Source organism: Syntrophobacterales bacterium (assembly GCA_019429105.1).
GTDB lineage: Bacteria > Desulfobacterota > Syntrophia > Syntrophales > UBA5619 > DYTH01.
This window is the reverse complement of sequence record JAHYJE010000020.1, coordinates 40,848-62,179: the sequence shown is the minus strand read 5'-3', so window position 1 is coordinate 62,179 and position 21,332 is coordinate 40,848. Positions and strand designations below refer to the sequence as shown.

The following is a 21,332-nucleotide window of genomic DNA, read 5'->3' as shown; positions in this document are numbered from 1 at the left end:
CGGTTCTGAGAGGGGTCAGCGACAACTGATGTATGGTTGAGATGATGTGGCACCGCCGGGAAACCAGGCGGAAACGGAGAACACAAACATCAGCCTACAGCGTCGGGAGAAGCTGCTCTACTCGACTGTAAAAAAGTTTCTTGCTGATGGACAAATAATCTGTCTCCTGCGGATGCGCCACAAGGTATTTTTCCAGATCAGGAAACAGGGTTTTTTGATTTTTTTTGCCGTGACCATTGCCGTTAGTCGGGCCATTGAGCGGGGTGCGAGACAGATCAAATAATGCCCTTGCCGCGGGATTCGCTTCAAAAACAGCTCGGGCGGCTTGATTAATGTTCAGGGAAGAGAGGTCTTCAGGGCGGGCGAAAAATCCCTCCGCAAACAATGTCCCGAGCCGTTTATTCCCGCCTGCGATTTTCAGGAATAAGTATACGAGCAGGGCTTGCACCTGGGCTTCGCGAAAATTGCCGTTGGCATTGATGTAATCCAGAAGCGGCCGGATCGTACATCCTTCCGAGGTAAGCCATTCCTGCGCTTTTTGTAAAATCAAACGATAAAGCATTCGCTAATCTACCCGGATAAGGTCCTCCATGTCGCAGCGTAGCGCCTTTGAAAGCCTACGCAGTAAATCCACGCTGGGGGTTCGCTTATCGTTTTCGATCTGGGACAGGGCCGGGATTGATACGCCGCACTCCTTGGCCAGCGTTGCCAGTGTGAGTTTTCTATATTCACGCCATACCCTAAGAGGATTTTCCTCTGACGACAGGCGCTTGACGAATTCATGCGGGTAGGTTTCTTCACCGCCGGCAATTGCGGCAGAGATCGTACGGGCATCACGAATATCTTCCATCTCTTCCAAACGATCGATGATCGTTTCCCATTCACGAAAAGGGACGATTGCATATTCCGGTGCGCCGTTATGTTCGATGATCTGGATGTTCATTTGTAAACGTCTCCTCTCGATCCGATTTTAAGGACGTAGATTATAAGTTCTTTGTTGATAATTTCACAGATTGCCCGCCAATCCCCCACGCGCAGTCGCCAAAAAGGTGAGCCTTGCAGCGGCTTCCAGTCTCCTTGATAGGCTGCGAGATTTGCGGCGATCGATTCAAGCTCGGCATCAATCCGCCCGGCAATGCCCTTGGGCTTTTTTGCCTTGATTTTGTTGGCCTGTTTGCTGAATCTGATCGCGAACATGTTGCGAATGTTAACGGATAATTAAATGAAAATCAAATGAATTATTAACGCAAAGATTCTCTCGCTCTGTCCTGCTCAGAAAATTCCCATTTGGCAGCCGCCCGCAAGCACGCCTCCGAGGTTACGGCATTTTTCCAGGACGTCCTCGGTCAAACCACCGGTAGAAATCACCGGTTCGTAAACCTTTTTGAATTTGTAACCCAGGGCGATCCGCTCGACGCTGCGGAGGGCGCCTTCGCCGTCGTTTCCGGCGCTGATAAAAACGACATACGGTTTTCTGAACACCTTATCCTGTGCCGGGTAGAAAGTCCGGTCAAAGAAATCCTTTATCATCCCCGCCATATATCCGAAGTTTTCCGGGGTTCCGATCGCCAGACCGTCCGCCGCCAGCAGGTCTGTAACGGAGGCTTCCTGCGCCTTTTTTATCAGAACCTCCGTATTTTCAAGGAGGCGGGCGCCTTCGGCTACGGCCTGCGCCATCCTTTCGGTGTTTCCCGTCTGTGAGTGATAGATAATGAGTATTTTCGTCATGGTGTCTTGCGCTCCTTGTGGTCGCCGTACCACTCGATCTGGCGGCAGATGCCCCGAATGATTTTGACCTCCCGCGCCAGCAGCGTGGTGCGGGAAAAGAGGCGGCGGATATGGGTCATCCAGTAATCGGGATTTTCCGGCAGCAGGAAGCCGATTGCCGACAGGGTCGCCTGCAGGTGGGCGTACATGCCGTCCAGTTCCCTTGCTTCGGCGAGTTTTTGTTTAAATCCGGCGGTTTCTTCCCGGTGGGCGACAAATATTTCGTAGCAGACGACCATCGCCGCCTGGGAGAGGTTCAGCGATTTGAAGCCGGCGGTGGGAATCGAGACCAGTGTCTGGCAGAAGCGCAAATCGTCGTTGGTCAGCCCCGCGTCCTCCGGGCCGAAGAGGAGGGCGACCCGATTTTCCTGCGACGCATTGACGATCTGCTCGGCCATTTGCCGCGGCGAGACCACCGGCCCGCGCCCCCACCCCTGCCGCGCCGTCGTCCCGACCACCCAGTTGAATTCGGCCAGGGCCTCGTCAAGCGTGTCGTAATGGCGGATGTCATCAACGATATCGCCCGCGACATGGGTCGCCATCTTGCGCATTTCCTCGTCGTCGAGCTCCCGGTTGCCGACAACAATCAGCTTTGCTATGCCCATATTTTTGGCGCACCGCGCCACCGACCCGACATTCCCGGCAAACTTCGGGCCTTTCAGGACAATCGCGATGTTATCGAGTTTTGCGTGCACTCTTTAACCCTCAAACGTGTTAAAAATGAACAATCAAATGTAACCGTCCTTACCTTTTTTGTGTTATGAACGACCGGCGGAGGGTGAACTAATTTTCAAAAATAATCAATTGCTTTTTATTCGAACAAGGATGAGCAGGCGGAGAATTGCACGGCTCCCGATACAAAGCTTCACTGCCTATGAGCGGCAGAGAGAGTTGAATATGGTTTGAAAGGTGCAATTTCCGCCGCCGTTACGAAGATGATGGACACCGAGCTTAAATTTATCGTCGACAATAATGTTGGCAAAATGGCAAAGTGGCTGCGCATGGCAGGTTTTGACGCCCTCCTCTTTACCGGCGCCGACGATGCCGCAATAATCGCCGCCGCCTTGAACGAAAAACGCATACTTCTGACCCGTGACCGGCGAATTATGAAACGCCGTGTTATTGTGGCTGGACATATCCAGTCTGTCCTCATCGAGAGCGACCGTTTTACTGCACAGGTGCGGCAGGTCATTGGCGCCCTGAAATTGGATAAAGGCTGCCTTCGTCCTTTTACCATCTGCCTGGAATGCAACCGGCGGCTGGAAGGATGTCCCAAAGCAACGGTGAAGGACCGTGTCCCGCCCTACGTGTTCCTCACCCAGGACTATTTTGCCGAATGCCCCGCCTGCCACCGCCTCTACTGGCAGGGAACCCATTGGCAATCAATGAGCAGGAAAATGGAGGCCTTCTGGCGTTGCCCTTAATATTGGAGCGATAGGCGCTTTGGGATTTTTTTGAAGCTGTTCAAATACACTGTTCAAAGTTGCAATTTTTTAACAAGGTATATCAAGGATATTGTGCTTGAAATGTGGCATTTTTGAGGGAGGATCGGGGGGCTTTTGTACTTCCTGTAAGCAACAGGCTTTCTTTTTTTGAATCATCCAAGACTTCAATACAAGTCAACGATTTAGCTCATGAATCGAATCCAATGAATTCCGATGGAAATGCGCAGAGGTCAGGGCTGAAATAAACGGCTTCACATAAATATCAATATTGATACTATAAAAACATGGCCAAGGTTGAAGATATTCTGATACAGATGAAAAATAACCCCGCGGACGTTCGCTTTGCTGACTTAAGCAAAGTCTGTATTTATTATTTCGGGCAGGCGCGCCAAAAGGATGGAAGTCACCACGTATACAAGATGCCTTGGCAAGGAGACCCACGGATCAACATACAGAATAATAAGGCCAGGTAAAGTAGGTACTTTTGGCTATTGACAATTTGGAGGTTGAAGATGCCACTGAAAAATGATTGTTATACTTACCGCGTAACTTGGTCTGATGATGATCAAGAATATGTCGGTTTATGCACCGAGCTCCCGAGTTTGAGCTGGTTGGATAAGACGCCTGAGTCGGCCTTGAAGGGTATTCGTAAGACCATTGAGATTGTTATCAACGATATGACGCATACCGGTGAGGCAGTCCCGCAAACGATAGCCTGTAAAAGATATAGCGGTAAATTTATGGTTCGTGTCCCTCCTGAAATTCATAGGAATCTTGCTATTCAGGCATCGGAATCAGGCGTTAGCTTAAACCGTATAGCTGGAGCTAAACTGAGCCGCTAAACATGTAAATACCTGTTTGTTCAATTATATTTTAAATTCACTGCAAATACAAGTCGATACGATACCCATTGGTGCGACCTCATTGATTTCAGATTGGAAGTGTGCAAAGGACAGTGTAAATAAAGAATGGGGTTTGATTGTCAATGGATCCATCCCGCACTGAAATGATCAACCGCACTGGAGGGTTGTGATGAAGAAGCAATCCGGCATCCATAGTGAACCGCTCAGCAAACATAGCACCGGCGCCGTAGTGCTTTACAACAACCCGGACGGCACGATAAGTCTCGATGTCCGGCTGGAAAAGGACACATTATGGTTGAATTTAAACCAGATAGCATCCCTCTTCGATCGCGATAAATCCGTTATTTCCCGTCACTTAAACAATGTGTTCCGCGAGGGCGAACTTGACAGCGGGTCAACAGTTGCATTTTTTGCAACAGTTCAAGATGAAGGCAGGCGCATCGTCGAACGTCAGGTCGAAAACTTCAACCTCGATGCCATCCTCTCCGTGGGCTATCGCGTCAACTCCAAGCGCGGCACGCAGTTCCGCATCTGGGCGACGCAGACCTTGCGCGACCATATCCTGAAGGGGTATTCTGTTAACCAGCGCCGCTTAAAGGAACTACGTCAGTCCCTTAAGCTGGTCGGTCAGGTCTTGGACCGGTATGATGTGACATCAGACCAGGCCAGGGCGCTTCTCCAAGTGGTGACGGATTATTCTTATGCCCTTGACTTATTGGACGATTACGATCACCAGCGGGTTTCACTTGCCCGTTTGAAGAAGGCAGCGGCAAAAGGTATTGATTATCAGGAGGCCTTAATCGTCATCGAGCAGTTGCGCTGCAAATTCGGAGGATCAGATCTCTTTGGCAGAGAGAAAGACGACAGCCTTCCTGGTTCGCTGGGGGCGGTGATGCAGACGTTCAACGGGAGATACCTCTATCGGAGCCTTGAAGAAAAGGACGCGCATCTTCTTTATTTTCTGGTAAAGAACCATAGTTTCGTGGATGGCAACAAGCGCATTGCCGCCTTGTTTCTCTGGCTCATGGAGAAGAACGGTATCCTTTATTGCGCCGACGGCTCCCGGCACATTGCCGACAATGCTCTGGTCGCCATCACGCTGATGATTGCAGAAAGTAAGCCGGAAGAGAAAGACGTTCTGACGAAAGTCGTAGTCAATTTGATTACGGGTAGGAAATGATGGTGGAGATAGTGAAATTAAGCCCCACAACTTGAAACCCAAGGTCGAGGATAGAGATCATCGGTGCGAAAAAATAAACTTAAAACCCGGATCAACACGGAATTGAAACCGGTGCTGCGATCATCGGATTTTGAACGCTTTGATCTCGACCGTGCATTTGGACTGGTGCACGAATAGCTGGACATTAACGATAGGGCTGTAACGTGAGTTCTGAACGAATCAAGAGCTGGCCAACAAACGAACGTCCGCGCGAACGACTCTTTGCCGAAGGCCCGGAACGGCTGACGGATGCCGATCTGCTTGCCATCATTCTTCGCGTCGGATCAGGAACATTCAAGGTCGGTGTATCAGGGACGAACGCCTACGAGGTAAATACCCTGTTCGATGTTAGAAAATGGCCGAGGTCGCTCATGGGATTCAGAGATAGGGAGAAGTCAAGGCTCGTGCTCCTGAAGCCAAGGGTATTCTCGTAGGTGGCCTGCACATCCTAATATAGAGGGACATTACATGGAAAATATTTCGGAACTGAAACAGGTCTTTCTCCAATCCTTCCCTTCCTTTAAAAACTTCAGCGACAGCAGTCAGGAGTACCTTGATTCTGAAGACACATACAAACGGGTAACATCATCGTATCTGCACCAGTTGTTCGATGCCTGGATCTCATCAAGTTCCGACTCACTATCAACCGAAGAATTCAAGAAACTTCTAAAGAAACTATTTTCTGACAAGCTGCCCGGGCTTAAAGAAAGGCAGAACTTCATTGGATGGAGGGATCAAGACGTACTTTACAGTATATTGAATACGGAGGCAAAGTCCCGCGAATTCAAGAATCGGCTTCATGCCCTGCTCAATTCCGTTAGTATTGGCGGGGAGATCGATGAGCCGATGCAAAATCTCCTGACGTGGCTCAAAGGAAACAACTGCCCTGCCAACATGAGTAAAGCTATTCCAACCTTTTTCATCTGCTTCTGGAGTCCGCAAAATTATATCTTCATTAAGCCGGCGATTTTTGATGGGTTCCTGAAGTCGATCGGTGAAAAGCATCTCGGAGACGGCAAGTTCTTAACGGTCGAGGAGTATCGAAGGGTTCTGACGATCATGAAGACCTTGCGTGGGGAGCTGGCGGAATGGACACCGCGGGACATGATCGATTTGCAGAGCTTCTACTTTATGACTCAGGACTCTCTCAAGTGGGGTGCAACGACGCGTTTACGCGTTACAAGATCCCATGACCCTGAATGACGAGGATTTCCGTGCAGTATATGAGTAATGTCATCCAGGTGTTCGAACACACAACACTGCCAGTGAGGGGGTCGTTTACCCATGACCACTTCAAGCGTTTGGTGCAGTACAACGAACGGCATGGCAATCGGTTCTTTGCGGTCGGATTCGATCGCATCCATTTCCGAAACTATGTTGGCGTCATCCAGGTTGGAAACCTGACCATAGAGATTCTGCCCAAGGCAGACAAGGGTCCTGACTCGTCCAGCCAGAAAAAGAAGTGGCAGGGCGCTCTGATCGAAATGCTCCGTCAATCAGGATTCATCCGGGTAGCATCGATGTCGGATGCCAGGTTGAGACAGCAACTCGCCCGCTTGATCATACTGAACTATAATCCCGACGTTTGTGGCGGCAGGGAGGATGTCCTGGCGATCCTGTTCGATATGAATACCCTGTTCGAACATTTTGTCTACGTTCAGCTTAAGCGGGCAGAAATGAAACAGACGTTCCGTCGGATCTCGTTCAAGGCTCAAGTATCCCGCCCATTCTGGTCTGCCGATAATATGCAGAAGGCCATCCGTCCCGACATCATTGCCCAGATCGATACCGGTTCCAATTACGAGCGGGTCGTCATGGATACCAAATGGAAAATTCCAGGCGATGGTAAACCAGGCGATGCCGATCTGCAGCAGATGCACGCGTACAACGTCCAATTCGGTGCAAACCGAAGCTTTCTTCTTTATCCGAGAGTCGGCAACCAAGCGAATATTCAGGGGAGGTATTTCCAGGGCAAAGCACTTCAGCCATCTTTTGACCACAACTGTGGTATGGTATTTTTAGAACTGTTCGACGGGCATAAACTACGAGGCGATCTTGGAAAAGACATTGTCGCTATACTGACCAATGCCGAATTACTTTGATATCCGCAGGATTATTTATCTGCTGCCTTTATATTTTTCTTTAATTGCTCATGTGCAATACTGGATGAAAGGTGCTACCTAAAGGCATCGGATAGATTTAACGACTTCAATAAATAATTGTTAGATGGGAACGATTTCCAGTTTCATTGACTCGTAGGAGACAACAAAAAATGCATGCTTTTTGATAGGCATTACGGGTCGTACTCTGCGGTTAGTGGGCGTCTTCCAGGCAGAATTTCCCGAATTTTTCAGGCGGGGGCACGGGGTAGGCGCCGTTGTAACAGGCAAGGCAGAAATTATCCCCCGGCAGTTCCATCGCATCGATCATTCCGGCGAGAGACAGGTAGTGAATGCTGTCGAGACCGATAAACGCCGCAATTTCCTGTTCGGTCGCCTTCCCGACGGCGATCAGTTCGCCGCGCACCGAAAAATCGATCCCGTACGGACAGGGGTTGCGGGTCGGCGGACAGCTCACCGCCATGTGGATCTCCTTCACCCCGCATTCGCGCAGGCGGCGCACCCGGTTTCTACTGGTCGTTCCCCGAATAACGGAATCCTCGATGATCAGGATTTTTTTGCCTTCGAGCAACGGGGTAACCGGGTTGAGCTTCACCTGCACGCCGAAATCCCGCATGATCTGACTGGGCTGGATGAAGGTTCTGCCGACATAATGATTTCTTATCATCCCCATTTCAAAGGGAATCTTGCTTTCCTCCGCATAGCCGATCGCTGCGTAATTCCCCGAATCGGGAAACGGCATCACCAGCTCTACGTCCGGACGGTACTCCCGCGCCAGATTGCGCCCCAGCCGTTTGCGGCACATATAGACGTTCCTGCCGAAGACGTTGCTGTCCGGGCGGGAGAAATAGATCAGCTCGAAGATGCAATGGGCGGGCTTGACCGGGGTAAACGGCTTCATGCTGTGCAGCCCGGTTTCGTCAATGAACACCATCTCGCCCGGCTCTATGTCGCGGATGTACTTCGCCCCGACCAAATCAAACGCGCAGGTCTCGGACGCCACAGCCCAGCCGCCGTTGAGGGTTCCCAGCGACAGCGGCCGGAAGCCCCGGGGATCGCGGAAGGCGACAATCCTGTTTTTGGTCAGCATGACGATGCTGTAAGCCCCCTCCACCCGGGCCAGGGCCTTCGTGATCGCTGTCTCCAGTCCTTCTTTCAAGTAGGGCGCCATCAGATGGACGATCACCTCGCTGTCCATTGTGGACTGGAAAATCGCCCCCTTCTGTTCCAACTCCGCCCTTAGCGCCAGGGCATTGACAATATTTCCGTTATGGGCAAGCGCGTAGTACTCGTCGGCGTGATGCACCAAAAAAGGCTGGGCATTGGAAAGCACCGAAGAGCCGGTGGTAGAGTAGCGGACATGGCCGATGGCCAGGTTCCCGGGAAGTTTCGAGAGGACATCCTCGTGAAAAACCTCCGAGGCCAGCCCCATCCCCTTGTGTTCCCAGACATGGCAACCGTCGGCAGAGGTAATCCCCGCGCTTTCCTGCCCGCGGTGCTGCAGAGCAAAAAGGCCGAAAAATGCAACCCGTGCAGCATCCTCGTGGCCATAGACCGCAAAGACCCCGCACTCCTCGCGCGGCCCTTCCTCGTCCTCGTACGTTTTCATTTCTTGCATCCCGTTATTGCCCCTGATTATAAGCTATGATGATACTCCTGCAGCGGCGCCACCCCCCACGCCTCCTGCTTAAGGGCGTGGACCGCCTCGGCAAGCGCCCGGGCGCCGGAGAGGGTTGTTGTGTAGAGGACATTGTACAGGAGAGCTCCCCGCCTTATATGGCAGGCATCCAGGGAGGAACGCCTGCCCAGACTGACGTTGATCACAATCTGGAGTTCGCCGTTCTTGATATGATCGACAACATGGGGACGTCCCTCGCTGACCTTATTGACTGTTTCAACCAAAACCCCATGCGCGCGCAATGTTTCCGCCGTTCCGCCGGTTGCGACGATCCTGAATCCCATTGCTGCAAAGGAGCGCGCGACGGGAACTATACGTTCCTTGTAGAAATCATGCACGCTCAAAAACACCTTGCCCGAGAGGGGAATCTGGAACCCGGCGGCCATCTGCGATTTGGCGAAGGCCAGGCCGAAGGAGTGGTCGATGCCCATCACCTCGCCCGTTGATTTCATCTCCGGGCCGAGCAGAATATCGACGTCGGGGAAACGGTTGAATGGAAAAACCGCCTCTTTTACCGAAATATAAGCGGGGCGCACCGGCACTGTGAAGCCCAGTTCCTCCAGTGTTTTCCCCAACATGACCTTCGTCGCCAGTTTGGCCAGCGGCACTCCGGTGGCCTTGCTGACAAACGGCACGGTGCGCGACGCCCGGGGATTCACCTCCAGCAGGTACAGTTTGTTATCCTTGATTGCGTACTGGATATTCATCAGGCCGACAACATGGAGTTCGGCGGCAATCGCCTTGGTCTGACTCTCAATCCTGGCGAGAATTTCCGGGGAAAAGGTCATCGCCGGCAAGACGCAGGCGCTGTCGCCGGAGTGGATGCCAGCTTCCTCGATATGTTCCATGATTCCGGCTACAACCGTTGTTTTTCCGTCGCTGATCGCATCGACATCGGCCTCGATTGCATCCTCGAGAAACTTGTCGATCAAAACCGGATGGCCGGCGGAAACCTCCAGCGCCCGCCCCATGAACAGCCGCAGACTTGCCTCGTCGTAGATGATTTCCATCGAACGCCCACCGAGTACGTAAGAGGGGCGCACCAGAACCGGGTAACCGATGCGGCCGGCAACGCTTACCGCTTCCTCCTCAGTCATCGCCGTATCGTTGTCCGGCTGAAGCAGATCCAGCCGCCGCACAATCTCCTGAAAACGCTTCCGATCCTCCGCACGGTCGATCGCGTCGGGCGAGGTGCCCAGAATCGGCGCCCCCGCCTGCTCCAGACTGCGGGCCAGGTTCAGCGGGGTCTGCCCTCCGAATTGCACGATCACTCCTTCGGGCTTCTCCTCCTTCAGAATATGCAATACATCCTCGAGCGTTACCGGTTCGAAAAAGAGCCGATCCGAGGTGTCGTAGTCGGTGCTGACCGTCTCCGGGTTGGAATTTACCATGATGCTCTCCAAACCCTCCTCTCGAATCGCATACGAGGCATGGACGCAGCAGTAATCGAATTCGATCCCCTGTCCGATCCGGTTCGGACCGCCGCCGATGATCATGATCTTCTTTTTCCCGGAGGGCCGCGTCTCGGTTTCGGTTTCGTAGGTCGAATAATAATACGGGGTAAAGGCCTCGAATTCCGCCGCGCAGGTGTCAACAAGCTGGTAAACGGGAACTATCCCGGCGGCATAGCGACGAGCGCGGATTTCCTCCTCGGGGAGATTCCAGAGGGCGCCGAGATAACGGTCGGCAAAACCCAGCCGTTTTGCGGCATACAGGTTGTCGGTTGAGAACCCCTCCCTCCGGAGTTCTTCTTCTGCCGCCACAAGCGACTTTATCTGGCGCAAAAACCAGGGGTCAATCATCGTAAGTTCATGTATTCGTTCAATAGTCATCTGACGGCTGAACGCAATCGCGATATAGAAAAGCCGTAGCGAATTAGGTTGCTGCAGCTTCTGCTCCAACTCCTCGGGAGAACAGTCCTTTTCCTCGTCAGTGCCGTCCAGCAGACCGAAGCGCTTGATTTCCAGCGAGCGGATCGCCTTTTGCAGGGACTCGTGAAAGGTGCGGCCGATCGCCATCGTCTCGCCGACCGACTTCATGGACGTTGTCAAAAAATCTTCTGTTTCCGGAAACTTCTCGAATGTCCAGCGGGGAATTTTGACGACGCAGTAATCGAGCGTCGGCTCGAAGGACGCCATCGTTTCGCGGGTGATGTCGTTGGGCAGCTCATCGAGCGTGTAACCGACGGCCAGCTTCGCGGCGATCTTCGCAATCGGAAAACCCGTCGCCTTCGAGGCCAGGGCGGACGAACGGGAAACGCGGGGGTTCATCTCGATGACGATCATCTCGCCGGTTTCAGGATGGAGCGCGAACTGGACGTTCGACCCCCCGGTTTCCACGCCGATCTCCCGGATGACCGCGATTGCCGCATCCCTCATTATCTGGTACTCGACGTCGGTCAGCGTCTGAGCCGGGGCTACGGTAAGCGATTCGCCGGTGTGCACGCCCATCGGATCGAGATTCTCGATCGAACAGATGATGACGACGTTGTCTGCGCGATCGCGCATCACCTCGAGTTCGTACTCCTTCCAGCCGAGGGCGGACTGCTCCAGCATGATCTCGTGGATGAGCGAAGCATCGAGACCGCCCTTGGCGATGGCGGCGAGCTCTTCGCGGTTGTAGGCAACCCCGCTGCCCGTCCCGCCGAGGGTAAACGAGGGGCGAACAATAATGGGAAACCCGATCTCGGCGGCAACCAGAAAAACCTCCTCCATCGTCCGGGCAAAGCCACTTTTGGGAACCTTCAGGCCGATCTTTTCCATCGCGCTACGAAAGAGCTGCCGATCCTCCGCCTTGTGGATGGCCGCAAGCGACGCCCCGATCATCTCGACGCCGTATTTTTCCAACACCCCGGACTCGGCGACCGCGACCGCCGTGTTCAGGCCGGTCTGTCCGCCGAGGGTAGGAAGCAACGCATCCGGTCTTTCTTTTTCAATAATCTTTTCAAGAACTTCTGGCGTAATAGGTTCTATATAGGTGCGATCTGCCGTTTCCGGGTCGGTCATGATCGTCGCCGGGTTGGAGTTGACCAGCACCACCTCATAGCCCTCTTCCTTCAGAGCCTTGCACGCCTGGGTGCCGGAATAGTCAAACTCGCAGGCCTGGCTGATGATGATGGGACCGGAGCCGATGATCAGGATTTTTTTCAGATCGGTTCTTTTCGGCATATCACTCCCATTCGATGGTGGCGGGCGGCTTCGAGCTGATGTCATAGACAACCCGGTTGACGCCGCGCACTTCATTGATGATCCGGTTGGAAATGCGCCCCAGGAGCTCATGCGGGAGCTTCGCCCAATCGGCGGTCATCGCGTCCTCGCTGGTCACCGCCCGGATCGCAATCGCATCCTCGTAGGTTCTCTGGTCGCCCATAATCCCGACGCTGCGGATCGGCAGCAAAACAGCGAACGACTGCCAGAGCTCCCGATACAACCCCGCCGCCTTGATCTCTTCCATCAGCGCCGCATCGGCGTTGCGCAGCACCGCGAGCCTTTTGGCGGTGACCTCGCCGACAATCCGCACGGCGAGTCCGGGTCCGGGAAATGGCTGCCGCCAGATCAGCTCGTCGGACATCCCGAGTTCCTTCCCCAAAAGCCGCACCTCGTCCTTGAAGAGGTGCTTCAGCGGTTCGACGAGTTTCAGCTTCATGTGTTTCGGCAATCCACCTACGTTGTGGTGGGATTTGATGACGGCGCTCGGCCCGCCGAAGGCCGAGTGCGATTCAATCAGGTCGGGGTAGAGGGTGCCCTGGGCAAGAAACTCCGCGTTCGGAATAGCCTTTGCCTCCCGGTCGAAGACCTCGATAAAGGTGCGGCCGATGATCTTGCGCTTACGTTCCGGATCGGTTACCCCCTTCAGCCTTTCCAGAAATGTCTTCCCCGCCCGGGCAAAACGCAGGTTCATCCGGAAATGCCTCCCGAAAACCTCCCGCACCTTTTTCCCTTCGTCGAGACGCAGCAGGCCGTTGTCCACGAAAACGCAGGTGAGGCGGCGGCCGATCGCCCGCTGCAGCAGGACGGCCGCGACCGAGGAATCAACCCCGCCGGACAGACCGAGCACCACCCGTTTGTCGCCGACCGTCCTTTGGATATCCACGATCGCATCGCGGATAAAGGCGTTCATCGTCCAGCTCTTTTCACAGCGGCAGATCCCGAACAGGAAGTTTTCAATGATCTTTTTTCCGTGCACGGTATGGACGACCTCGGGGTGAAACTGCAGACCGTAGAGGCGGCGCTTTGTGTCTTCGGCAGCGGCGACCTCCGTGTTCTTCGTGCCGGCGGTAATGGAAAAACCCTTCGGCAAACGGCCGATCCGGTCGCCGTGGCTCATCCAGGAATTGGTTGTCCCGGCAACTCCGGCCAGGAGCGCCCCTCCCTTTTCCGCCACATTTAACTCGGCCAGGCCGTACTCCCGTTTTTGCGAGGCGATCACCTTGCCGCCCAAGGCATCTACCATGAACTGCAAGCCATAGCAGATTCCCAAAACCGGAACGCCGAGTGAAAATACACCCTTATCGACGCGCGGGGCATTCTTTTCGTAGATGCTGGCCGGCCCGCCGGAAAGAATAACCCCCTCGGGCTGCAAATCCCGTATCTTTTCAATTGCGATATCCGGCGGCTCGATCTGGCAGTAAATCTGATGCTCACGGACGCGCCGGGCGATAAGCTGGTTGTACTGGGAACCGAAATCGATAATCAGAATCATGCTTTACTCCTTATTCATGAGCTTGATGAACTCATCAAACAGATATGAGGCGTCGTGCGGACCCGGCGCCGCCTCTGGATGGTACTGAACGCTGAAGGCGGAAAGCTCCGGATAGAGAAGACCCTCCGAAGTGCAATCGTTGAGGTTTTCCTGGAGGTTTATGGACATTAAGCTGTGCTTTGTTCTGCCTTCGGGAAGCGACTCGGGCAGTACCACAAAGCCGTGATTCTGAGAGGTTATTTCCACCTTTCCGCTTTGTATGTTGCGCACAGGCTGATTGATTCCGTGATGGCCGAACTTCAGCTTCGCTGTCCGGCCGCCCACCGCCTGCCCCAGGATCTGATGGCCGAGACAGATGCCGAAAATAGGCGCCTTACCCAGCAGGTTTTTCACTGTCTCGACGATGTACGGCAGGGCCGCCGGATCGCCGGGTCCGTTGGACAAAAGAACCCCGTCCGGCCGCAGGGCGAGGATTGCGTCGTGCGTCGTTGTGGCCGGAACAACCAGCACCTCGCACCCCCGTTTTTCCAGGTTCCTCAAGATGTTGTATTTTACACCGCAATCAAGCACCACGACGCGATGCCGAAAGACAGCCCCCGCATCTGCATCGCCTGCGGATGCTGCTTTCCAGAGATAGGGAGTTTGACAGCTCACCTCCCGCACCAGATCCCGTCCGACCAGCCCCGGATATGCACGTACGCGCGCAAGCAAGGCCTCAACGTCGTCTGTTTCGGTCGAGAGAATCCCCCGCAGCGCCCCCGCGGTGCGAATACGGCGGGTCAGGGCGCGGGTGTCGATTCCTTCCACGCCAAGCTTGCCATGGCGCTCGAGAAATGTCTTCAAATCCTCCCGGGACCGCCAGTTGCTGGGAATATCCTGATACTCCCGGACGATAAAGCCCTCCAGATGTATGCCTGCGGATTCCATATCATCGGGATTAATGCCGGTATTGCCAATCAGCGGGTAGGTCATGACGACGATCTGCCCCTTGTACGAGGGATCGGTCACGATCTCCTGATAGCCGGTCATGCCGGTATTGAAGACGACCTCTCCTGGCATCTCGCCTCCGCCGGCAAAGGCCAGGCCCCGATAAACGCTGCCGTCGTCGAGGACCAGCAGGGCAGTTTTTTGTCTTTTTTCAAACATGTTTTATAACTCCCCGTGTCTTCCCGCGCGCAGGAACGGGTGGCAACCGCTCGCCCGCATCAGGCTTCGCTTCGCCAGCGTAAAAAAAGAGGGGAGTTATCAGAAAGTTCCTATCGCGTAAAGAAAAATTCAGAATAACTCCCCTGTATTGCATAGATAGGCATTACGCCTACAGCATCGGCAGATAACGGTCGATCTCGTACTGGCTTACATGGACACGGAAGTGATCCCACTCGACCTTCTTGTTTTCGATGAACTTTTCAAAAATGTGCTCCCCTAAAGTTTCGCGAACCAGCTCACTTTTCTGGACAATCTGCAGGGCCTCGTACAGGCTGCCCGGAAGCGAGGTGATGCCGGCCTCGGCGCGGGCCTTTTCGTCCATCTCGAAGATGTCGGTCTCCACCGGTTCGGGAAGCTTGTAGCCCTTTTCCATCCCTTTGAGTCCCGCCGCCAGCATGACCGCAAAGGCCAGGTACGGATTGCATGCCGGATCCGGCGAACGGTACTCCATCCGGGTGGCCTTCTCCTTGCCGGGCTTGTACATCGGCACGCGCACCATCGCCGAGCGGTTGCGTCTTGCCCAGGCCACATAAACGGGGGCTTCGTACCCGGGAACCAGGCGTTTGTAAGAGTTGATCCACTGGTTGCAGATTGCCGTTATTTCAGGGGCATGCGTCATGATGCCGGCGATATACTGCTTGGCGGTCTTCGAAAGATTGTACTTGTCCCGGCCGTCAAAAAAGGTGTTTTTGTCGCCCTTGAACAGGGATTGATGGACATGCATACCGCTGCCATTCTGTCCAAAAACCGGTTTCGGCATAAAGGTCGCGTAAACGCCGTTCAGCCGGGCAATCTCCTTGACCGCGGTGCGGTAGGTCATCACCTTGTCGGCCATTTTCAGCGCCTCGTCGTACCGCAGATCGATCTCATGCTGGCTCGGGGCAACCTCGTGATGGCTGTACTCAACCCTGATGCCCATATCCTGAAGGGCAAAGATTGTCTGGCGGCGCAGATCCGTCGCCCGGTCAACCGGCAGACCATCGAAATAGCCGCCCATATCCAGAAACTCCGGCGCCTTGTCGCTGGCGAAATAGAAAAATTCCAGCTCCGGGCCGACATAGAAGGTGTATCCCTTGTCGGTCACCTTTTTCAGCGTCCTTCTCAAGACATACCGGGGATCGCCCTCATACGGTTTCCCGTCCGGGGTCTGGATGTCGCAGATCATCCGGGCAACGGGCCGCTCCGTGGGCCGCCAGGGGATAATCTGAAATGTCGTCGGATCTGGCATCGCGATCATGTCGCTTTCCTCAATCCGGCAGAAACCGGCGATCGAGGAACCATCGAATCCCATTCCCTCTTCCATCCCCATTTCCAGCTCGTCGGGGGTAATGCTGAAAATCTTCTGCACCCCCAGCACATCGGTGAACCAGAACTGAATGAAACTGACGTTTCTGTCTTTTACCACCTTCAAGACATCCTTGCTGGTCTTTAAATCATACATGGCTCCTCCTCCTCTTAAGCAAATGAATTACCCTTATCGGCTATTCCAGCGGAACATTGGCGACAAGATTCCATACACCCGTCGGACAGACGCCCGCACAGGTTCCGCAACCGATGCAGAGACTGTCCTCAACGACATATTCAAAACGTCCATCTTCTCCTTCCTTACGGGAAATCGCGGTCTGCGGGCAGGCCGTCTCACACATCCCGCAATCCCGGCAGCCGCCACAGGACGCGCAATTAGCCGCGCACGCAACGATGTCCTCGAAATGCTGCGGGCGCGGATCGTAATACTGGAGTTTTACCCGTTCAACCGTGATCGTCGGAATCTGATCGTATGTCTCTCTTCCCGACCCCGCAGCATGTCGTCAATCGCCACCGCCGCCTTGCGGCCGGAACCGATCGCATCGGTCAGAAGGCCCAGACGCGCGGCATCTCCCACCGCATAGACGCCGGGTGCGGAGGTTTGATAGTTGGCATCGATCGAGATAAAACCCCGTTCTGTTTTTATCTCGTCCGGCAGAAACGAAAGTTCGAACCGTCATGCCCCTCCTTCATGACGTCAAGGGCGCGGATCGCCACCATCGGCGATAACGGTTCCTGACTCGTGACGGCAAACAGTCTGCACATAACACCCTACCTTTCCTGTTATAAAAAAACATATCTGAATTTCAGCGGCGCCTGCCATTTATTTATACCCATGTTTCGCAGGGCAAGCCGTTGCGTCTCGTTTCCATTCTGGGCCCAATGGTATAAGCCAAATGTATGCCAAAAAATACCAAACTATCTATCAAATTGATACAACGACGTTTTAAACACCGGGCAACTTTAAGAGCGTCAATTCCGAGTAACAAAGATGTATCATTACCTAATAAACAAACAAAGATGTATCATTTCTTGCGGAAGGAGCGGTAATCTATGCCCAGTTTACTGATCCGGTATTGCATGATCCGTTTTGTCGTTCCCAGCAACCTGGCAGCCCGGGTTTGATTCCCCGCCGTTTCCCGCAGGGCGGTGACAATCATGGCTCTTTCCTCTGATTTTACTGCCGCGTCGAGCCTGTTGAACTCCTTTTTGACGACCTCTTCAATGCAACTTTGCAGGGACGGGGGCAGATGTTCCGGTTCAATGGTTGCTCCGTGCGCGACAAGAATGGCCCGCTCTATGCAGTTTTCCAGTTCCCGGACATTGCCCGGCCAATGATAGGCCATAAAAATATCAGATACAGCCGGGGAAATTTTCTGCGCCGGTTTTCCTGTTTCTCTTGAATATTTAACGACAAAGTGAGCGGCCAAAAGCAGGATGTCTGTCCCCCGTTCGCGCAGCGACGGCAGGTAGATGGGAAAGACGTTTAACCGGTAAAAAAGATCGGAGCGGAAACGGCCCAGAGAAACATCCTGCTCCAGATTGCGGTTGGTCGCCGCGATGATCCGCACATCAACTTTGATCAGGCGGGAAGAGCCCAGCGGCTGGAACTGCCTTTCCTGCAGGACCCGCAGCAGCTTGGCCTGGGCGGAAAAGGAGAGTTCGCCTATTTCATCGAGTAAAATCGTTCCCCCATTGGCTTCTTCAAAACGCCCCCTGCGCCTCGCCAGGGCGCCGGTAAAGGCCCCTCTTTCATGCCCGAACAGTTCGCTTTCGAGCAGTGTCTCCGGAATTGCAGCACAGTTCACCTGCACAAGCTGCCCCTTCATGCGGGAACTGTTGTTATGGATTGCCCGGGAGACCAGTTCCTTACCGGTTCCGGTTTCACCGTGGAGCAGCACGGTTGTATTGGCATCGGCTACTTGGGCGATCATTTGAAAAACGGCCTGCATGGCCCGGGAACGACCGATAATGTCAAAAGTGGGAAGACGGTTGCTGCCCATTAGATCGCGCAGGCGGTGGTTTTCCCCTTCCATGGCCCTGCTGTGAACTGCCTTGGCAAGCATTTCGGCTACTGAGGAGAGAATAGCTATTTCCTTTTCTATATCAGTAACTTGCCTGGCTGCCTTGTCCGCCGACAACACCCCCACGACCTGAGTCCCGTAGATTATCGGGACACAGAGGAATGACAGCTCTGAGCGGTTTAAAAAACGGCGGGCGCCGGTTCGGTCGAGAAAATGGAGTTCTTTCCCCAGATTCTCAATGGCAAGTGGTCTCCCTGTCTGCGCAACCTTGCCGGTAATGCCTTCGCCGGGAAGGTATGTCACGTTTATGCTTTTGATATCAACGCCATAAACAACATCCAGCCAGGCCTCCCTGGTCTCGCGATCCAGGAGAGAAACCATGCCGCGCTGCATCCCCAGACGAGCGCTTATCTCCTGCAGGGCCTGAGTGATCTGTTCCTTCAGCTCCCCCGGTTTTGCCAGAATTCGCGCAATTGCATGCAGCGCAGCCAGTTCCTCAAAGCTGTAGATGCCCTGAGCATTCATTCCCTTTTTCTTGCCCTCCCGATTTGATCTTGAAATAGACGCCATTTGGCTTAAAAATGCAACATATATATACATCACCGCTGCAAAGCAAAAGGTCCTATAAAATTTGCTGAAGGTCTTATATCAAATATCCGGACCATTTAAAATATTGTTGACACGTGAAAGATCCTTCGTTATAGATAACAAAATTTTTAAGAAACCCTGCCGAACATTTTATATATTTTTTAGAATCGCAACAAGCAGCTCTTCGCAGGGCAAAAGATGGATTGAGGGGACGCATCCCCGAAATGGTTGGAACGGGCAAGGCAACGTATGGCGAAACCAAAACTTAAACGTCATGTGATCAACCGGAACTGGTGCAAGGGATGTGGAATCTGCGTCCATTTTTGCCCCAAAAAGGTTCTGGAACTGGATGACCAGGAAAAAGCGATTGCCGCGAGACCAACGGATTGCATAGCTTGCAAGCTTTGCGAGCTGAGGTGCCCGGATCTGGCAATTGTGGTCGAAACGGAGCAGGAGTGAAATGGGCGGACAAGTGAAATTTGTGCAGGGCAATGAGGCTTGTGTTGAGGGCGCCCTTTACGCCGGACTTGGTTTTTTTGCCGGTTACCCGATCACCCCCTCCACCGAGATCGCGGAACTGCTGTCGGCGCGTCTGCCGCAAAAATGCGGGATCTTCATGCAGATGGAGGACGAAATCGCCTCGATCTGCGCGATTATCGGCGCGTCCCTGACCGGCAACAAGGCGATGACGGCGACAAGCGGCCCCGGGTTTTCACTGATGCAGGAGGCATTGGGGTTCGCGGTCATGGCGGAGATTCCCTGCGTGATAGTCGATGTCCAGCGTGGTGGTCCTTCGACAGGATTACCGACCAAACTCAGTCAGGGAGACGTCAATCAGGCCCGTTGGGGCATCCACGGGGATCACGCCATTGTAGCCATGACAGCCTCCAACCATCAGGACGTCTTTTCGATTACAGTTGACGCGTTCAACTTTGCGGAAACTTATCGCACCCCGGTTATTCTGCTGTTCGACGAAGTGATCGGGCATATGCGGGAGCGTCTCGAGATTCCCCCTCCCGGCAAGTTGCCGCTTGTGGAAAGATTGAAGACGTCCCTCCCTGACGGGGTTGACTACCACCCCTATCTCCCCCGCGAGGACGGCAGGCTCCCTATGTCCGATTTCGGGGGCGTGCATCGCTATAATGTCACCGGGCTTTTTCACGACATGTGGGGCTTTCCCTCCGAAGACCCCAAGGTAGTTTACGGATTGATGCGCCACCTGACGGACAAAATCGAACATCATGTCGATGATCTGACAAGGTACCGTGAATACTATACCGAAGACGCGGAGACGCTCTTGATTTCCTATGGCTCATCGGCCCGTTCCGCATTGCACGTGGTTATGAACCGCCGTCAACGCGGAGAGAGGCTTGGCTTGCTGGAACTTCAGACCCTGTGGCCGTTTCCCGCCGCGCTGGTAAGGGAAAAGGCGCAAAATGCCCGATATGTGGTGGTCGTGGAGATGAACATGGGGCAGGTTCTCCAGTCCGTCAAGTCGGCGGTGGAAAGGCCGGATAAGGTCTCTCTGGCCAACCAGGTGGACGGAACCCTGATTACCCCGACTTCGATCTTGAATATTCTCCGAATAATCCAGGGAAGAGGAGTGTAGCATGAGCACAAGGGAGTACATCCGCGAACGGTTCTTCCCCCACCTCTGGTGTCCGGGATGCGGGCATGGCATTATTTTGAACGGCCTGCTTCATGCCGTTGAGAATATCGGACTCAAAAAAAACGACATCGTGATGGTATCGGGAATTGGCTGTTCCTCGCGCATCTCGGGATATCTCGATTTTCATACGCTGCACACAATCCACGGCCGGGCGCTGGCGTTTGCCGCCGGCGTCAAGATGAGCCGTCCGGAGCTGACGCTGCTGGTGCCGATGGGAGATGGGGATGCCCTTTCCATCGGGGGCAATCATTTCATCCATGCCTGTCGCAGAAACATCGACATGACGGCTATCGTCATGAACAATCGTGTTTACGGAATGACCGGCGGGCAGTACTCGCCCCTGTCCGGATACGGCACCTACGCGACAACCGCTCCCTATATGAACATCGATCCGGATTTCGATGTCGTGGCTATGGCCGTTGCGTCCGGGGCGTCCTTTGTGGCCCGTTCCACAACCTACCATATAAAGCAATTGACTGATGTGCTGGAAGCGGCAATTCTCCACAAGGGATTCTCGGTCGTTGAAGTCATGAGCCAATGTCCCACGTACTTTGGCAGAAAGAACAAAGAGGGCAGCGCCTCCGAGATGATGGAGAGGTTCAAAACACGCACGACCCCCATCGGGTCCCGGGAAAAGCTGGCGGATTCCTCGCTGATCGAACGGGGAATTTTCGTCAACAGAGAGGCGCCTGAGTACTGTGATGAATATCACAACATCATCGAACGGGCGACAAAGGGTAAGTAATT

General features: G+C 53.9%; 22 protein-coding genes. 9 read left to right on the top strand and 13 right to left on the bottom strand.

Annotated elements, in window-relative coordinates; all coding sequences use genetic code 11:
• Nucleotides 1–94: 94 nt before the first annotated feature.
• From K0B01_08625 to K0B01_08605, 5 genes are all read right to left on the bottom strand, one after another.
• Nucleotides 95–562, bottom strand: a complete 468-nt coding sequence (locus K0B01_08625) for a hypothetical protein (GenBank protein ID MBW6486195.1) — start codon at nucleotides 560–562, stop codon at nucleotides 95–97.
• A 3-nt stretch (nucleotides 563–565) separates the two neighbouring features.
• Nucleotides 566–943: a helix-turn-helix domain-containing protein gene (locus K0B01_08620; GenBank protein ID MBW6486194.1), complete on the bottom strand. Its 378-nt coding sequence runs from the start codon at nucleotides 941–943 to the stop codon at nucleotides 566–568.
• Nucleotides 940–1,197, bottom strand: coding sequence for a type II toxin-antitoxin system RelE/ParE family toxin (locus K0B01_08615; protein MBW6486193.1), 258 nt, complete (start codon nucleotides 1,195–1,197; stop codon nucleotides 940–942). Before K0B01_08615 ends, K0B01_08620 begins: the two co-directional genes overlap by 4 nt.
• A gap of 75 nt (nucleotides 1,198–1,272) precedes the next feature.
• The gene (locus K0B01_08610) at nucleotides 1,273–1,728 is read right to left on the bottom strand and encodes an NAD(P)H-dependent oxidoreductase (protein ID MBW6486192.1); all 456 of its coding nucleotides are present in this window, start codon (nucleotides 1,726–1,728) and stop codon (nucleotides 1,273–1,275) included.
• On the bottom strand, nucleotides 1,725–2,462 hold the full coding sequence (locus K0B01_08605) for an RNA methyltransferase (protein ID MBW6486191.1): 738 nt from the start codon (nucleotides 2,460–2,462) through the stop codon (nucleotides 1,725–1,727). Before K0B01_08605 ends, K0B01_08610 begins: the two co-directional genes overlap by 4 nt.
• A gap of 207 nt (nucleotides 2,463–2,669) precedes the next feature.
• On the opposite strand from K0B01_08605, the gene K0B01_08600 reads away from it, so the two are divergent.
• The 6 genes from K0B01_08600 to K0B01_08575 all read left to right on the top strand — a co-directional run bounded on the left by K0B01_08600 (nucleotide 2,670) and on the right by K0B01_08575 (nucleotide 7,396).
• A complete protein-coding gene (locus K0B01_08600) occupies nucleotides 2,670–3,191 on the top strand; it encodes a Mut7-C RNAse domain-containing protein (protein MBW6486190.1) in 522 nt (173 codons plus the stop codon).
• A 533-nt stretch (nucleotides 3,192–3,724) separates the two neighbouring features.
• On the top strand, nucleotides 3,725–4,054 hold the full coding sequence (locus K0B01_08595; GenBank protein MBW6486189.1) for a type II toxin-antitoxin system HicB family antitoxin: 330 nt from the start codon (nucleotides 3,725–3,727) through the stop codon (nucleotides 4,052–4,054).
• 190 nt (nucleotides 4,055–4,244) lie between these two features.
• Nucleotides 4,245–5,255, top strand: coding sequence for a virulence protein RhuM/Fic/DOC family protein (locus tag K0B01_08590; protein ID MBW6486188.1), 1,011 nt, complete (start codon nucleotides 4,245–4,247; stop codon nucleotides 5,253–5,255).
• Nucleotides 5,256–5,458: 203 nt separating this feature from the next.
• Entirely contained in the window at nucleotides 5,459–5,728 is a 270-nt protein-coding gene (locus K0B01_08585; protein MBW6486187.1) for a hypothetical protein, read from the top strand.
• A 34-nt stretch (nucleotides 5,729–5,762) separates the two neighbouring features.
• Nucleotides 5,763–6,497, top strand: coding sequence for a hypothetical protein (locus tag K0B01_08580; GenBank protein ID MBW6486186.1), 735 nt, complete (start codon nucleotides 5,763–5,765; stop codon nucleotides 6,495–6,497).
• A gap of 20 nt (nucleotides 6,498–6,517) precedes the next feature.
• Nucleotides 6,518–7,396 (top strand): McrC family protein, encoded by an 879-nt coding sequence (locus K0B01_08575; GenBank protein ID MBW6486185.1) that lies wholly within the window; start codon nucleotides 6,518–6,520, stop codon nucleotides 7,394–7,396.
• 211 nt (nucleotides 7,397–7,607) lie between these two features.
• On the opposite strand, the gene purF is transcribed toward K0B01_08575, so the two are convergent.
• From purF to K0B01_08535, 8 genes are all read right to left on the bottom strand, one after another.
• Entirely contained in the window at nucleotides 7,608–9,023 is a 1,416-nt protein-coding gene (purF, locus tag K0B01_08570; protein ID MBW6486184.1) for an amidophosphoribosyltransferase, read from the bottom strand.
• A gap of 26 nt (nucleotides 9,024–9,049) precedes the next feature.
• On the bottom strand, nucleotides 9,050–12,259 hold the full coding sequence (carB, locus tag K0B01_08565; protein ID MBW6486183.1) for a carbamoyl-phosphate synthase large subunit: 3,210 nt from the start codon (nucleotides 12,257–12,259) through the stop codon (nucleotides 9,050–9,052).
• A 1-nt stretch (nucleotide 12,260) separates the two neighbouring features.
• Entirely contained in the window at nucleotides 12,261–13,793 is a 1,533-nt protein-coding gene (gene guaA / locus K0B01_08560) for a glutamine-hydrolyzing GMP synthase (protein MBW6486182.1), read from the bottom strand.
• 3 nt (nucleotides 13,794–13,796) lie between these two features.
• Nucleotides 13,797–14,939 (bottom strand): glutamine-hydrolyzing carbamoyl-phosphate synthase small subunit, encoded by a 1,143-nt coding sequence (gene carA / locus K0B01_08555; GenBank protein MBW6486181.1) that lies wholly within the window; start codon nucleotides 14,937–14,939, stop codon nucleotides 13,797–13,799.
• Between the two features lie 169 nt (nucleotides 14,940–15,108).
• On the bottom strand, nucleotides 15,109–16,440 hold the full coding sequence (locus K0B01_08550; protein MBW6486180.1) for a glutamine synthetase family protein: 1,332 nt from the start codon (nucleotides 16,438–16,440) through the stop codon (nucleotides 15,109–15,111).
• A gap of 40 nt (nucleotides 16,441–16,480) precedes the next feature.
• On the bottom strand, nucleotides 16,481–16,645 hold the full coding sequence (locus tag K0B01_08545; GenBank protein ID MBW6486179.1) for a 4Fe-4S dicluster domain-containing protein: 165 nt from the start codon (nucleotides 16,643–16,645) through the stop codon (nucleotides 16,481–16,483).
• Between the two features lie 95 nt (nucleotides 16,646–16,740).
• Nucleotides 16,741–16,962, bottom strand: a complete 222-nt coding sequence (locus K0B01_08540) for an FAD-dependent oxidoreductase (GenBank protein ID MBW6486178.1) — start codon at nucleotides 16,960–16,962, stop codon at nucleotides 16,741–16,743.
• Nucleotides 16,963–17,329: 367 nt separating this feature from the next.
• Nucleotides 17,330–18,853, bottom strand: coding sequence for a sigma 54-interacting transcriptional regulator (locus K0B01_08535; GenBank protein ID MBW6486177.1), 1,524 nt, complete (start codon nucleotides 18,851–18,853; stop codon nucleotides 17,330–17,332).
• A gap of 312 nt (nucleotides 18,854–19,165) precedes the next feature.
• Between K0B01_08535 and K0B01_08530 the strand changes: the two genes are divergently transcribed.
• Genes K0B01_08530 through K0B01_08520 form a run of 3 tightly spaced genes read left to right on the top strand, consistent with a single transcriptional unit; the run spans nucleotide 19,166 to nucleotide 21,330 of the window.
• Complete coding sequence (locus K0B01_08530) at nucleotides 19,166–19,375, top strand: 4Fe-4S binding protein (GenBank protein ID MBW6486176.1); 210 nt, start codon at nucleotides 19,166–19,168, stop codon at nucleotides 19,373–19,375.
• 1 nt (nucleotide 19,376) lies between these two features.
• Nucleotides 19,377–20,525 (top strand): 2-oxoacid:acceptor oxidoreductase subunit alpha, encoded by a 1,149-nt coding sequence (locus K0B01_08525; protein ID MBW6486175.1) that lies wholly within the window; start codon nucleotides 19,377–19,379, stop codon nucleotides 20,523–20,525.
• A gap of 1 nt (nucleotide 20,526) precedes the next feature.
• Nucleotides 20,527–21,330 carry a 2-oxoacid:ferredoxin oxidoreductase subunit beta gene (locus K0B01_08520; GenBank protein ID MBW6486174.1) on the top strand — a complete coding sequence of 268 codons (804 nt, stop codon included), beginning with the start codon at nucleotides 20,527–20,529 and terminating at the stop codon, nucleotides 21,328–21,330.
• Nucleotides 21,331–21,332: the final 2 nt, after the last annotated feature.